A 13982-nucleotide genomic window follows, 5' to 3' on the forward strand; every position below is an offset into this window, starting at 1 on the left:
CGGCTACCGCGACCGGCGCGCGGTCCGACATGCAGCCGGCCAGCGATGCGGCCGTGATGATGGCAGCCGCCAAGCGCGACACCCAGTTGAATTGGATTGGCCGGCTGCGCGCCGATGCCACGGCTGCGCGCCTCGCTCCGAGTTGCGAAAACATGGATCGTTCCTGATCTCAAAGATGAATCACAGGCAGCCGCGCGCGAATGCGCATCGCCGCCACGACTTCAAACGAGGATCAGGTGATGGGGGGACGATAGAGTCGCGCCGGCGCCTCGCTGCGCAGGCTCCGATGGGCATCGGATATCCGCGTCGCGACCGGATGGCGCGGCCCCTCGACGGAGGGCAGATCGGCCGGCATCGCCGGCACGCACAGCATGGCGCAGCACGGCCCGGGTGAGCTCTTGCCGTCGTGATGATGGCTGTGGTTCGCGAGCGGCGTCACAGCATCGGCCGCATGCTGCGCATGCATGCCGTGATGATCGTGGCCGGCGTCGCTGCCCCCGACCATCGACACCGACGCCTCGTGCCTGTGCACCGTGGCAACCGGCTGGACCTCGTCGGTCAGGCAGGGAAACGGCGCCCCCAGCGCTAGCGAGACCGACGGCGCAAGGACGCAAAACAGATAGGCCAGGACGATGAAACACCCTGCCCGCATCCGCCTTGACCTGCTCAGTCGCACAAACACCTGCCGTGCATCTCCGCTTGCCTGCGGATTCAGCCAATCGGCCGACCGCAAATCACCCGCAGTCATATACCCCAGCGGGGTATCAATCAATCCTGGTTCTCTTCAACAGGATCACGTTGTGACCATCTGACAAGCCCAAGGGGATCAGGTAGCCTCGAGGTTCCAATCCTTGCGTCATCGTCCGTGTTCGGATCAAGAACCCCTCAAGAGGTGCAATTCATGAAAGCAGGTCTCGACGGGGTTGTCGCCGCTGAAACGGTCCTCAGCCATTCCGACGCTCAGGCGGCACGCCTGTGGATCCGCGGTGTCCCGGTCGAGAGGGCCGCGCGCAATCTCGGTTACGAAGGGGTGGTCGCGCTGCTCTGGGAAGGATTCGCCGGCGAAGGCCTCGCGCGCGAAGGCATCGTCGCCGAGTTCGGCGCCGGCCGGCAGCGGGCATTCGCTCGTCTCGACTCGTGGCTGCCATCCGCGACGGGCGCGACACCCGGCGAGGCGACGCGCCGATGCCTTGCGGCACTGCCTGACGATAGCACGCCTGCGGATATCGTCGGTGCGCTCGCGGTCGGTGTGCCCGCGATCGTCCGCCGCCAACAAGGCTTGCCGCCCACCCCGCCGGATCCGGCGCTGCCGACGACGGCCGACTTTCTGCGAATGGTATCCGGGAAAGCCGCCGCGCCCGATCTCGTCCATGCGCTCGACACCTATTTCGTCGTGGCGTCGGAAAACGGGCTCGGCCCCTCCACGCTTGCCGCACGCGTCGTCGCCTCGACCGGATCATCGCTCGCTGCGTCGGTGCTCGCTGCCTACTGCGCCTTCGAAGGCCCTCTTCATGGCGGCGCGCCCGGCCCCGCGCTGACGATGGTCGATGAGGCGCAGGCAAGTGGCGACGTCGATGCCTGGCTAGACCGGAAACTCGCCGCAGGCGAACGGCTGATTGGATTTGGCAATCGCGCGTTCCCGAACGGCGATCCGCGCGCGACGTTACTGGCCGACGCGGTGAAACAACTCGGCGACGACAATGCGCGTCTGCGATTTGCCCTCGCGTTCGAGCGCAAGGCGCTTGCAGCGCTTGAGCGGCAGCGGCCCGGCAAGACGCTACGCCCCAATCTCGAAATCTACGCCGCGCTGCTGCTGGAGGCCTGCGGCATTCCACGCGACGCATTCACCCCGACCTTCGCCACGACCCGCGCGATTGGCTGGCTCGCCCACGCCATGGAGCAAAAGGCCACCGGCCGCATGCTGCGTCCGACCAGCCGCTACATCGGCCCGGCGTTGAGCGATTAGAGCGCTCGGTTCAGACTGCAATGGCGCCGCCGTCTCCCGGTGGCTGCTCACCGCATTGACAGGTGCCCATCATGACTTCTTCCGACGCATTGGCTGCCGTCTTCACGCACATCGAATCCAACCGTGACGCCTTCCTGCAACGCCTGATCGCCTATCTGCGGCATCCGAGCATCAGCGCCGAGAACGTAGGCATCGTCGAGGTCGGCTCGCTGCTGGTCGAGATGCTGTCCGGGATCGGCCTCGACGCCGGTCTGGTCGCCACGGAGGGGCATCCGATGGTGGTCGCGCGCTGGGAGAAGGCAGCGGGCAAGCCGACCGTGCTGCTCTACGGACACTACGACGTGCAGCCGGCCGACCCGATCGAGAAATGGATCTCGCCGCCCTTCGAGCCGACGATCCGGGACGGCAGGCTCTATGCGCGCGGCGTCGGCGACAACAAGGGCCAGCACTTCGCCCAGATCCTGGCGATCGAGTCCCATCTCAAGGTGCACGGCGAACTGCCCTGCAACGTCATCCTGCTGCTGGAGGGCGAGGAGGAGATCGGCAGCCCGCATATCGCCGGTTTCGTGCGCGCCAACGCGCATCTGCTGCAGGCCGATCTCGCAGTCACCGCCGACGGCCCGCGCCATGCCAGCGGCGCGCCGACGATCAAGTTCGGCTCGCGCGGCGTCGTCTCCTTCGAGCTGCGCTGCCGCCATGCCAACCGCGACGTGCACTCCGGCAATTTCGGCGGCGTCGTGCCGAACCCGATCTGGACGCTGGTCCACCTGCTCGGCACGATGAAGAACGCCGCCGGCGAGATCACCATCGAGGGGCTGCATGATGCCGTCGAGCCGCCGTCGCCCGAGGAACTGGCGGCGATCGAGCGCCTGCCGCTCGATATCGAGGCGATCAAGAAGAGCCTTGCCCTGAGGCGTCTCGACGCGCCGGTGGACCGTCCCTTCTACGACCGTCTCTGCTTCCATCCGACGCTGACCGTCAACGGCTTTCACGGCGGCTATGGCGGCCCCGGTCACAAGACGGTGCTGCCGAATGAAGCCTTCGTGAAATGCGACATCCGTCTCGTCGCAGCCCAGGACTCCGAAGACATCCTGCGCAAGGTCCGGGCCCATGTCGCGAAGCATGCGCCCGAGGTCGAGTTCGTCGCCGAAGACATGGGAATGCAGCCGTCGAAGACGCCGATCGCCTCGCCCTGGACCGCGCCGCTGCGCCGTGCCTTCGTCGCCGCGCATGGCGAGGAGCCGTTGCTGGTGCCGGCCGGCTTCGGTAGCTTGCCCAACTACGTCTTCACCAAGCTCTTGGACATCCCTGCCTTCGTCACGCCCTACGCCAATCCGGACGAAGCCAACCACGCGCCGAACGAGAACATGACACTGGACTGCTTCTACAGCGGCGTGCGGACGGGAGCTGCATTGTTGCACGAGCTCGGCCAGTCCCGGCGCGACGGCTAAGCCCCGTCGCGCCGTCCCGCGGGCAAAGACATCACGCCTGCTTCAGCAATGCCGGATCGACCGGCATTTTCCGCAGCCGCTTGCCGGTCGCTGCGAAGATCGCGTTCGCGATCGCAGGCACGCTTCCCGATGTCCCGGTTTCGCCCATGCCGCCGGGCGGCTCGGAGCTCTTGACGATATGGACCTCGATCGCCGGCGCCTGGTCGATGCGCAGCATCTGGTAGCTGTCGAAATTGCTCTGCCCGACACGTCCGTCCTTGAGCGTGATCTCGCCATAGAGGGCTGCGGTGACGCCGAAGTTGATGCCGCTTTGCAACTGCGCCTGCACGGTGTCGGGATTGACCACGCTGCCGCAATCCATCGCACACACGACGCGCCGGACGCGCACCGCTCCGTCCTTGCCGACCTCGACTTCGGCGACCTGCGCGAGATAGCTGCCGAACACGAATTGCAGCGATATGCCGCGGCCATGTCGCTCCGGCAGCTTGTCGCCCCAGCCGGCCTTTTGCGCTGCAAGCTCCAGCACCGCCTTGGCGCGCGGCGACTTGCCGAGCAACGCACGGCGATAATCGAGCGGATCCTGTTTCGCGGCCGCCGCCATCTCGTCGATGACGCTCTCGGTCACGAACACGTTGTGCGACGGCCCGACGCTGCGCCAGAACGCCGTCGGAATGCCGGGCGGCTCGACCCGGACATATTCCACGTGGAAATTGGGGATGTCGTAGACGAGATCGATGGCGCCCTCGGTGGTATCAGGGTCGAGACCATTGCGGAACGCCGGCGGCGCCCATCGGGCGATCACCGACGACCCGGCGAAGCGGTTGTTCCAGGCGACCGGTTTGCCGGCCGCATCGAGACCGACGGAGATCCGGTCCAGCCAGTAAGGCCGGTACATGTCGTGCTGGACGTCTTCCTCGCGGGTCCAGATCACCTTCACCGGTGCATCGACCTGCCTGGCGATCTCGACCGCGCGGACCACGCCGTCGGCCTCGAGCCTGCGGCCAAAGCCGCCGCCGATCAGGTGATTATGCACCACCACCCTGTCGGGCGGCATGCCGAGAGCCTTTGCGGCCGCCGCCTGGACGCGCGTGATCGCCTGCGTGCCGACCCAGATCTCGCAACCGTCGGGGCGAACGTGGACGGTGCAGTTCATCGGCTCCATCGTGGCGTGCGCGAGGAACGGCAACTGATAGGTCGCATCGATCTTGGTCGCCGCGCTAGTCATCGCCTTGTCGGCATCGCCGACATTCTGCGCCACCGCTCCCGGCTTCGTCGTGGCGGTCTCCAGCTCGCGCGCAATGTCGGCGGTTGCGAGCTTAGCGTGCGGGCCTTCATCCCATTCGATCTGCAGCGCGGCGAGGCCCTTCTTGGCTGCTCCCATGTGATCAGCGACCACCGCGACCGCGTCGTCGAGCTGCACGATCTGGCGGACGCCGTTGACGGCCTTGGCCGCCGCATCATCGACGCGCTTGACCCGTCCACCGAACACCGGCGACTGCGCCAGCGTCGCGATCTTCACCCCGGTCGGCCGCGCATCGATCCCGTAGGCTGCCGTGCCGTTGATCTTGGACGGCGTATCGAGCCGCTTGGCCGGCGTGCCGATCAGCTTGAAATCGGCCGGGCTCTTCAGCTTCACGTTATCAGGCACCGGGATAAGCGCGGCATCCGCGGCAAGCGCGCCGTATGCGAGGCTGCGTCCCGACGCTGCGTGATGCACCTCGCCATTCTGCGCCCGGCAGGAGGCGGGATCGACATCCCAGCGTTTTGCCGCGGCGGCCACCAGCATCGTCTTCGCGGCGGCTCCGGCCTTCCGCATCGGCAGCCACGCGCCGCGCATCGCATTGGAGTTGCCGGTGGCCTGCACGCCGAGCAACGGGTTGGCGTAGAGCTTGTCGTTCGGCGGCGCGTGCTCGAGATGGACCTGCTTCAGGTCGACCTCGAGCTCCTCGGCGATCAGCATCGGGATCGAGGTGTAGGTGCCCTGCCCCATCTCGACATAGGGCATCGTCAGCACGATGCGGTTATCGCCGCCGATCTGGATGAATGCATTCGGCTCGAAGCTGCCCGAGGCCGCAGCCGCGCTGTCGCGGGTCGCGAACGGCAGGCTCACGCTGAGCAGCAGGCCGCCGCTCGCGGCAACGCCGGCGCGGAGAAAGCTGCGGCGCGACAGTTCGGCAGCGGTCGATTCTGAGGCGGTGTGGGTCAGCGTCATGATCAACCTCCCGACTGCGCGGCTTGCTTGATCGCTTCGCGGATCCGGACGTAGGTGCCGCAGCGGCAGATGTTGCCCGACATCGCATCGTCGATATCTGCGTCGGTCGGCTGCGGCTTGCTTGCGAGCAATGCGGAGGCCGACATGATCTGCCCGGACTGGCAATAGCCGCATTGCGGCACTTCGTGATCGAGCCAGGCCTGCTGGATCTTCTTGCCCGCCGGCGTGGTGCCGACCGCCTCGATCGTGGTGATCTTGGACTCGCCGACGCTGTCGATCGTCGTGATGCAGGAGCGGACCGCGGTGTCATCCAGGTGCACCGTGCAGGCGCCGCACAGCGCCATGCCGCAGCCGAACTTGGTGCCGGTCATGCCAAGCACGTCGCGCAACACCCATAGCAGCGGCGTATCGCCGTCTGCATCGACCGAATGACTGGCACCATTGATGGTGAGTTGGAAAGGCATCGTGACACTCCTGTCTGGTTCGGCACGGACCGCGCCCCTCCGGGCGCGACCGGCCATATTCCAAAGCAATCGCACGTTACAGTCGCACCAATTGCTCACTTATGGTAATAAATCCAATTCCAATCCCCTTAAAGCGGCCTGTCGCTCCGCATTGAAATCACCATTGGTTTATAATCATGGACCGACTGACCAGCATGTCCGTGTTCGCCCGCGTCGCGGATCTCGGCTCGTTCACGGCGGCGGCCAAGGAGTTGCGGATGTCGCCGACCATGATCGGCAAGCACATCCGCTTTCTCGAGGACCGCCTCGGCTCGCAATTGATCAATCGATCGACGCGGCGGCAGAGCCTGACCGAACTCGGCCGCAGCTATCTGGATCACTGCAAGCATTTGCTCGACGAGGCTGACGCCGGCGACGCGCTAGTCGAGGAAGCCATGAGCGCGCCGCGCGGCAAGCTCCGCGTCGCCACCTCGGTTGCCTTCGGATCGTACAGCCTCGCACCGGCGCTCGTCCGCTTCATGAAGAGATATCCGGAGGTTTCCGTCGAACTCATCCTCAGCGACAAGATGGTCGATCTGCTCGAGGAAGGCCTCGACGCCGCGATCCGGGTCGGCACGCTGACCGATTCCACGATGATGTCCCGCGCGCTGTCTCCCTACACCGGCTTGGTTTGCGCCGCACCGAGTTATCTCGCGGAACGCGGCACGCCAGCCCATCCAATAGAGCTCGCCGGCCATGAATGCCTGCGCTATCCCGGCTGGTCGGACGCTCGGCGATGGACCTTCCTCGGACCGGATGGCGAAGTGCATGTCGACGTCGAGAGTCGCCTGACCATCAACAACGCCTTCGGCATCCGCTATGCGGCGCTGGCGGGCGCAGGCATCGTACTGATGCGCGACGAGTTGCTGGCCGAGGATATCGAAGCGGGCCGCCTCAAGGTCTTGCTGCCGAACTACAGGACGCAAGCCCGCGCCCGCCAGATACTTTGGCCGAGGAACCGCAAGATGACCCCGAAGCTGCGCGCCCTGATTGACTTCATCGTGGAGACGTACGGATAGGCGGCGGGCCAATGCGGCCTCAATCGCCGCCGGGCCGGTCTGATATGGAGAATGTTAACCATTCGTTAGCCATACTTGGGCGCAGCAGGCTTACCGGCGAGGGGTGGACCGTGACCGAACACGCACGACAATCAGACGAAGGCGCGAGCGCGACGAAGCTTGAGGACACGCAGGCCTTTAGAGCGCTCGATCGATTAGTGAAGGACATGGAGGATGGCCTCGATCATCCGGAGCTGTGGCTGCTCCTCAAGATGGCCGTCGAGGAAGGCAATGCCGGCGACCTCCTTGTGATCCTGGGCGCCCTGCGTCCTCTTCAGCAGCCCAAGGTCGTCAAGATCTTCGATGTCCTCGAAGCCTTCATTCAAGGCATCGCGGGTCCGCGCGACGAGGCCATCGCAAAGCTGAGACAGATTCAGGCGCAGGATCGCCTGTGCCCCCAGGTCGCCGGCGCTCTCTCTTTTCTGATGCATCACGGGCGACCACCTGAAATCAGTGCACCGATCGCCCCGAAGATGCCAACGAGGCCCCCGTCAGCAGGAATGAACTTTCCCAAACCCCGAGGGGATAGCTTCGACATTCTGGACATGGCTTGCTTCAAGGCCGCTCTCGACAGCGCCGAGCAATATGAGAAGCATTTTCTGACATGCCCCGCGTTCGACAACGATCTGTCGCTGCTGTCGAAGGCACTGGGTCTCGCTCAACCCAACGGCCTGTTCCTTGAGTTCGGGGTGGCGTCGGGCCGCACGATCAGCCACATGGCCCGGAACACGCCGCACACCCATTTCTACGGCTTCGACTCTTTTGAGGGACTGCCTGAGGCGTGGCGGAGCGGATTTGACAAGGGAGTCTTCGCGCAGGCGCGCCTGCCGATCGTTCCGCCCAACGTGACTCTGATCAAGGGATGGTTTGACGATACCCTGCCAGCTTTCCTTCACGATCAGCCACACATGCCGCTCTCACTGCTTCACGTGGATTGCGATCTCTATTCGTCGACAAAAACGATCTTTGCGAATTTGAAGGACCGGATCGTACCGGGCACGCTCATCGTGTTCGACGAGTACTGGAACTATCCGGGTTGGCGTAAACACGAGTTCAAAGCCTTTGAGGAGTTGCTCGCTGAAACCGGCATTCAGGCCGAGCCGTTCGGCTTCGTGCCAAGCCATCAACAGGTCGGGTTCGTAATATCCGGGCGGGGTTGAGCGTCCCGGCACGGCAATTCGGACGCGCGCGGTGCGTCCGAATCCGCCCTTCGGGAATCAGCGTCTCGCGGCATGCCTCGCGATACTCGGCCCACGCCTGCCGCTGAATCTGCGCCGACGAGGTGGGGAATATCACCGCCATGACAGCGGCGACCGCGAGATCGGGCCATGCAACTCCTTCAAGTCCAACCACGTAGAACTGCTTCAATCCGGACATTGTGCTCCGCGCTCACCGCGACGGCTCGAAGATCAGCACCGTCCTTCGATGGTCCTGCTGATCTCCTCTGGAGCCGCAAAGATCACGTCCGCGCGGTCGCCCAACATTCCTGCGGGGACAATTGCCGGCGCTCCGCCCTGTGGACCCTCTTGGCTGGAATCCGTCATCAGACGCAGATTGCGTTCCCAGAAATGGCGCGTCTTGCCATCGGCGGTGATCACGAGATAGGTGTCCCGGCAGTGCGCGATAGCAGTCACGCGCTGTCCTGGCTGCAGGGTCTTCAGATTAGAAGCGCGATTGCCGCCTATCATACCTCCCATTCCCTTCATGCGATTTTTGGCGGCGCGCTGCGGCGCGGCTCCCGGTTTGGTAGCCTACTTGAGGAACGCCAGCAGATCCGAGCGAACGCGTGAATCCTCGATCCCTTGGAAAGGCATCTCATTGTCCGGCACCATGCGTCGCGGATCGGTCAACCAGGCGCCCAGCGAGCCGTCGTCCCAAATGATCCCCGAAGCTTTGAGCGCGTCGGAGTAACGGTCGAAACTCGGCAGGCTTCCAGCCTTGCGCCCCCACAAGTTTGCAAGGCTCGGTCCGGTCATGTTGCGGTCGGCTTCAAGCGAACGACACGGCACGCAAGCCTGAAAATCCTGTTGCCCACGTGACGGATCGCCGCTCTGGGCCGACAGCGGCGACACGAAAGCGATAGTCGCGACGACCACAATTCGACAGCGATGCATTCTGGCCTCCTCGACGTCAGGAACGAAGGTATTTGACCAAAGCCATGACCGCCAGAACCAGGACAACGACGACGAGTACGCCAATCAGGGTCATTCCCCACATCATTTCAGGCATCATGTCGTTCATTATCGATCACCTCATCCGATTGGCTCTGGCTCTCTCACTTTCGCGACAATCGATTTCGTCATTGCCGGCGGTCGCGATTTGCCCGCAGGCGGCAAACCGAACCCTTTGACCAACCCAAAGATCGCGGGAATCACAATCAGCGTCAGCAGGGTCGATGAGATCATGCCGCCGATCATCGGCACCGCGATGCGCTGCATGATCTCGGCCCCCGTGCCCGTGCTCCACAGGATCGGCAACAGCCCAGCCATGACGGCAACCACCGTCATCATCTTGGGCCGGACGCGCTCCACCGCGCCCTCCATAATGGCCTCGCGGAGATCGGTCTGGTTCAACGCCTCCCCCTCGGCGGCGCGACGCTGCCTGACTTCCGCGAGCGCTTGATTGAGGTAGATCAGCATCACGACGCCGGTTTCTGCAGCGACGCCGGCGAGCGCAATGAAGCCGACAGCAGCGGCGACCGAGAGATTGAACCCCAGCCACCACATCATCCAAAGCCCGCCGACCAGTGCGAACGGCAGCGACAGCATCACGATCATGGTCTCGGTGACCGACCTGAAATTGAGATAGAGCAGCAGAAAGATGATCAGCAACGTCGCCGGCACGACGATCTTCAGGCGTGCCATGGCACGCTGCAGATATTCGTACTGTCCGCTCCAGACCAGGTAGGTCCCCGGAGGAAACTGCACGCTCGCCTGCACCGCTCGCTGCGCGTCCGCGACATAGCCGCCGAGATCGCGATCGCGGATATCGACATAGATGTAGGTCGCCAATTGTCCGTTCTCGGTCCGGATCGATGTCGGCCCGCGTGACGGCGTGACGTCGGCGACCTCGCCGAGCGGGACGGCTCCGCCAGCAGGCATCGGCACCAGGATGTCGCTGGCAATCGCCTGCGGATTGTCGCGCAGGTCACGCGGATAGCGCATGTTGACCGTGAAGCGCTGCCGCCCCTCCACGGTCGTAGTCACGCTCTGGCCGCCGAGCGCGGTCGCGATCGTGTCCTGCACGTCTTGTACCGCGATGCCGTAGCGCGCCAGCGCCTCACGGTTCGGCGTGATCTCGAGATAGTAGCCGCCGAGGCTGCGCTCGGCATAGGCCGACGAGGAGCCGGGAACGGTCTTCAGCACCTGCTCGATCTGGCGGGCCAGTCGTTCGATCACTGCAAGATCGGGACCGATGACCTTGACGCCGACAGGCGTCCGGATGCCGGTCGAGAGCATGTCGATGCGCGCCTTGATCGGCATGGTCCAGGCATTCGAGACGCCGGGGAATTGCAGCGCCTTGTCCATCTCGGCGATCAGGCTGTCGATGGTGACGCCTTGGCGCCACTGCTCCTTCGGCTTGAGGTTGACGATGGTCTCGAACATCTCGGGAGGCGCGGGATCGGTGGCCGTCGCGGCGCGGCCGGCCTTGCCGTAGACCGACGCAACCTCCGGGAAGCTCTTGATGATCCGGTCCTGCATCTGTATCAGCTCGGACGCCTTGGTCACCGAAATGCCCGGCAGCGTCGTCGGCATATAGAGCAGCGTGCCCTCGTTGAGGTCGGGCATGAACTCGGTGCCGAGCTGCCGCGCCGGCCAGACCGAGACGGCGAGCGCACCAAGCGCCAGCAGGATCACCAGCGCCTTGGCGCGCAGCACGCCATGGATCACCGGGCGATAGATCCAGATCAGGACGCGATTGATCGGGTTCCTGTGCTCGGGGACGATCTTGCCGCGGACAAAGATCACCATCAGCGCCGGTACCAGCGTCACCGACAACAGCGCGGCCGCAGCCATCGCAAACGTCTTGGTGAACGCAAGCGGTGAGAACAGCCTTCCCTCCTGCGATTCCAGGGTGAAGATCGGCATGAACGAGACGGTGATGATGAGCAGGCTGAAGAACAGCGCCGGTCCGACCTCGCTGGCCGCCTCGATCAGGATCGTGACCCGCGAGCGGCCCGGCTCGGCACGCTCCAGGTGCTTGTGCGCGTTCTCGATCATCACGATCGCCGCATCGATCATGGCGCCGATCGCAATCGCGATGCCACCGAGGCTCATGATGTTGGAGCCGATCCCGAGCAGCTTCATCGCGCCGAACGCCATCAGCACGCCGACCGGCAGCATCAGGATCGCGACCAGCGCGCTGCGGACATGCAGCAGGAACAGGACACAGACCAGCGCGACGACGATGCTCTCCTCAACCAGCGTGTGCCGGAGCGTGTCGATCGCCGCATAGATCAGATTGGAACGGTCATAGACCGGCACGATCTCGACCGACTTCGGCAGGCTGGTTGCGATCTCGCCGAACCGCTTCTTGACGTTCTCGATCACCTCCAGCGCGTTCAAGCCGAAACGCTGCAGCACGATGCCGCCGGCCACCTCGCCCTCACCATTCAGCTCGGCGATGCCGCGTCGCTCGTCGGGTCCGAGCTCGACATGCGCGACGTCGCGCAGCAACACTGGCGTGCCGTTGTCGGTCTTCAGCACAACGTTGCCGAGGTCGTTGATGTCCTTCAAATAGCCCTTGCCGCGGATGACGTACTCAAATTCGGAGAGCTCCACGGTGCGCCCGCCCACATCGGCATTGCTGGCGCGGATCGCGTCGCGCATCCGCTGCATGGTGATGCCGCGGTCGCGCATCCGCTGCGGATCGAGGATCACGTTATACTGCTTGACGAAGCCGCCGATGCTTGCGACTTCGGCCACGCCTTCGGCCTTGGCAAGCGCGAATTTCAGATTCCAGTCCTGGATCGTGCGGGTGTCGGCGAGGTTCAACTGCTTCGACATCACGGCGTATTGGTAGACCCAGCCGACACCGGTGGCGTCCGGTCCGATGGTCGGCGAGACGCCGGCGGGCAGCCGCGACGCCGCGCTGTTGAGGAACTCGAGCACGCGCGAGCGCGCCCAGTAGATATCGGTGCCATCCTCGAAGATGACGTAGACGAAGGAGACGCCGAAGAACGAGAAGCCACGCACGACCTTCGACTTCGGCACCGTCAGCATCGCCGTGGTCAAGGGATAGGTGACCTGATCCTCGATCACCTGCGGCGCCTGGCCGGGATATTCGGTGTAGACGATTACCTGGGCGTCGGAGAGATCGGGGATCGCATCGAGCGGCAGATGGAGAAGTGCATAGAGGCCGGCGGCCGCCGCAAAGCCGGTGCCGAACAGCACCAGCAGCAGATTGCGCGCCGACCAGGCGATGACACGGGCAATCATGGACGCGCCCCGGTGGTTGTGGCCGCCGGCTCGGTCGATTTCGGAGCGCCCGCCTCGGCAAAACCCTTCAATGCCGCCTTCAGATTGCTCTCGGCGTCGATCAGGAAGTTGGCCGAGGTTACGACTCGTTCGCCTTCGGTGACACCTTCGGTGATCTGGACATAGCCTCCGCCGCGCCGGCCGAGCTTGATTTCACGCGGCTCGAAGCGCCCGTCTCCCTTGTCGATTAGGACCACCTGTCGCGTACCGTCGTCGAGTACGGCGCTTTCCGGGACCGCCAGAACCGGATCCGGCGCGCCGGACTCGATCTCCGCGTCGACGTACATCTCCGGCCGCAGCAGTTCGTCCGGATTGGGAAGCTCGACCCGTATTCGCGCGGTGCGGGTCTGAGCGTTCAGGTGCGGGTAGATCAGCGCCACGATCCCGGTGAAAATCCTGCCGCCCAGTCCTCGCGGCCTGATCGTCACCTTCTTTCCAACCGAGACCTGACTGAGATCGCGTTCCGCAACATCGATGACCACCCAGACGAGGCGATGATCGGCGATCCTGAACAGCACGTCGCCGGCGCCCGCCCGCATTCCGTTGACGGCGTTCCGTTCGACGATCTCACCGTCCCGCGGCGCGAGCCAGGGAATGGATAGCGAGATATCTCGGGTACGTTCCAGCTCCTTGATCGCGGGCTCCGGGGTATCCAGATTCTCTAATCTCCGGCGCGCGCCCTTCAGCTCCTTTCCGGTCGCGCCCGCGTTGATGGCGGAAAGATACTCGGCGGCAGCGCTGGAAAGTGCCGGGCTGTACACGTTCATGAGCACCTGCCCCTTGTGCACGTGATCCCCGGTCGTAACATTAGCGACGCTTTCGACAAATCCCTCGAAGCGCAGTGCGACGACCGACACGCGCCGTTCGTCCTCCTGGACGGTGCCCGGAGCACGAATGATCGAAGAGACAGGCCGCTTCACCACCGGCTCAGACTTCGCGCCGGTGCGCTGTACCTTGCCCGGTGAGAGCTGCACAGACCCATCGTCGCTGTCTTCGCCTTCGTAGACCGGAATGTAGTCCATCCCCATCGAGTCCTTCTTCGGCACCGGCGAAGTGTCCGGCAGGCCCATTGGGTTGCGGTAGTATTTGATCTTACGGTCGGCCTTCGCATCCGCCGGTGCCATATCGGCGGATTGCTCGGGGTCGTCAAAGCTGAGGTCAGCCCCCGCGGGCACCGGGCGATAGTCACGCCCGTCGGAAGTCTTCTTCGGCGTCAGCGAGTACAACGGCTTGCCGTCGGGATCGCGGTAATAGATCGGCGCACCGCTCTCCGCGGCATGCGCTGACGAGACGGTAGCGGTGGCCGCCGGTCGCG

General features: G+C 64.3%; 11 protein-coding genes. 4 read left to right on the forward strand and 7 right to left on the reverse strand.

Features of this window, described 5'->3' with window-relative positions:
- Window positions 1–232 precede the first annotated feature (232 nt).
- Entirely contained in the window at window positions 233–652 is a 420-nt protein-coding gene (locus AS156_RS26715) for a hypothetical protein (RefSeq protein WP_201456114.1), read from the reverse strand.
- A gap of 249 nt (window positions 653–901) precedes the next feature.
- Here AS156_RS26715 and AS156_RS26720 point away from each other — a divergent pair, with 249 nt between their 5' ends.
- Together AS156_RS26720 and AS156_RS26725 are read left to right on the forward strand one after the other, a co-directional pair.
- Window positions 902–1966 (forward strand): citrate/2-methylcitrate synthase, encoded by a 1065-nt coding sequence (locus AS156_RS26720; protein WP_066510762.1) that lies wholly within the window; start codon window positions 902–904, stop codon window positions 1964–1966.
- A gap of 71 nt (window positions 1967–2037) precedes the next feature.
- Window positions 2038–3417 carry a M20/M25/M40 family metallo-hydrolase gene (locus tag AS156_RS26725; protein ID WP_066510764.1) on the forward strand — a complete coding sequence of 460 codons (1380 nt, stop codon included), beginning with the start codon at window positions 2038–2040 and terminating at the stop codon, window positions 3415–3417.
- 31 nt (window positions 3418–3448) lie between these two features.
- On the opposite strand, the gene AS156_RS26730 is transcribed toward AS156_RS26725, so the two are convergent.
- Together AS156_RS26730 and AS156_RS26735 are read right to left on the reverse strand one after the other, a co-directional pair.
- Entirely contained in the window at window positions 3449–5629 is a 2181-nt protein-coding gene (locus tag AS156_RS26730; RefSeq protein ID WP_066510767.1) for a xanthine dehydrogenase family protein molybdopterin-binding subunit, read from the reverse strand.
- 2 nt (window positions 5630–5631) lie between these two features.
- The gene (locus AS156_RS26735; RefSeq protein WP_066510775.1) at window positions 5632–6093 is read right to left on the reverse strand and encodes a (2Fe-2S)-binding protein; all 462 of its coding nucleotides are present in this window, start codon (window positions 6091–6093) and stop codon (window positions 5632–5634) included.
- Window positions 6094–6269: 176 nt separating this feature from the next.
- On the opposite strand from AS156_RS26735, the gene AS156_RS26740 reads away from it, so the two are divergent.
- Both AS156_RS26740 and AS156_RS26745 read left to right on the forward strand, forming a co-directional pair.
- Complete coding sequence (locus AS156_RS26740; RefSeq protein WP_066510776.1) at window positions 6270–7151, forward strand: LysR substrate-binding domain-containing protein; 882 nt, start codon at window positions 6270–6272, stop codon at window positions 7149–7151.
- A 110-nt stretch (window positions 7152–7261) separates the two neighbouring features.
- The gene (locus AS156_RS26745) at window positions 7262–8350 is read left to right on the forward strand and encodes a class I SAM-dependent methyltransferase (RefSeq protein WP_160331145.1); all 1089 of its coding nucleotides are present in this window, start codon (window positions 7262–7264) and stop codon (window positions 8348–8350) included.
- A 249-nt stretch (window positions 8351–8599) separates the two neighbouring features.
- On the opposite strand, the gene AS156_RS44985 is transcribed toward AS156_RS26745, so the two are convergent.
- The 4 genes from AS156_RS44985 to AS156_RS26760 form a co-directional block, all read right to left on the reverse strand.
- A complete protein-coding gene (locus tag AS156_RS44985) occupies window positions 8600–8878 on the reverse strand; it encodes a hypothetical protein (RefSeq protein ID WP_245313081.1) in 279 nt (92 codons plus the stop codon).
- A 63-nt stretch (window positions 8879–8941) separates the two neighbouring features.
- Window positions 8942–9304: a c-type cytochrome gene (locus tag AS156_RS44990; RefSeq protein WP_245313082.1), complete on the reverse strand. Its 363-nt coding sequence runs from the start codon at window positions 9302–9304 to the stop codon at window positions 8942–8944.
- A gap of 138 nt (window positions 9305–9442) precedes the next feature.
- Entirely contained in the window at window positions 9443–12628 is a 3186-nt protein-coding gene (locus AS156_RS26755) for an efflux RND transporter permease subunit (protein WP_066510785.1), read from the reverse strand.
- Window positions 12625–13982: efflux RND transporter periplasmic adaptor subunit (locus tag AS156_RS26760; RefSeq protein WP_245313083.1), on the reverse strand; the 1358-nt coding region annotated here is incomplete at its 5' end. The genes AS156_RS26755 and AS156_RS26760, both read right to left, overlap by 4 nt.

It is taken from the genome of Bradyrhizobium macuxiense (assembly GCF_001542415.1).
Taxonomy (GTDB): Bacteria; Pseudomonadota; Alphaproteobacteria; order Rhizobiales; family Xanthobacteraceae; genus Bradyrhizobium; species Bradyrhizobium macuxiense.

Bases quoted from the DNA above. Each gene is read 5' to 3' on its own strand.
- AS156_RS26715 (WP_201456114.1), bottom strand. From the start codon at position 652: ATGCGGGCAGGGTGTTTCATCGTCCTGGCCTATCTGTTTTGCGTCCTT.
- AS156_RS26720 (WP_066510762.1), top strand. From the start codon at position 902: ATGAAAGCAGGTCTCGACGGGGTTGTCGCCGCTGAAACGGTCCTCAGC.
- AS156_RS26725 (WP_066510764.1), top strand. From the start codon at position 2,038: ATGACTTCTTCCGACGCATTGGCTGCCGTCTTCACGCACATCGAATCC.
- AS156_RS26730 (WP_066510767.1), bottom strand. From the start codon at position 5,629: ATGACGCTGACCCACACCGCCTCAGAATCGACCGCTGCCGAACTGTCG.
- AS156_RS26735 (WP_066510775.1), bottom strand. From the start codon at position 6,093: ATGCCTTTCCAACTCACCATCAATGGTGCCAGTCATTCGGTCGATGCA.
- AS156_RS26740 (WP_066510776.1), top strand. From the start codon at position 6,270: ATGGACCGACTGACCAGCATGTCCGTGTTCGCCCGCGTCGCGGATCTC.
- AS156_RS44985 (WP_245313081.1), bottom strand. From the start codon at position 8,878: ATGATAGGCGGCAATCGCGCTTCTAATCTGAAGACCCTGCAGCCAGGA.
- AS156_RS44990 (WP_245313082.1), bottom strand. From the start codon at position 9,304: ATGCATCGCTGTCGAATTGTGGTCGTCGCGACTATCGCTTTCGTGTCG.
- AS156_RS26755 (WP_066510785.1), bottom strand. From the start codon at position 12,628: ATGATTGCCCGTGTCATCGCCTGGTCGGCGCGCAATCTGCTGCTGGTG.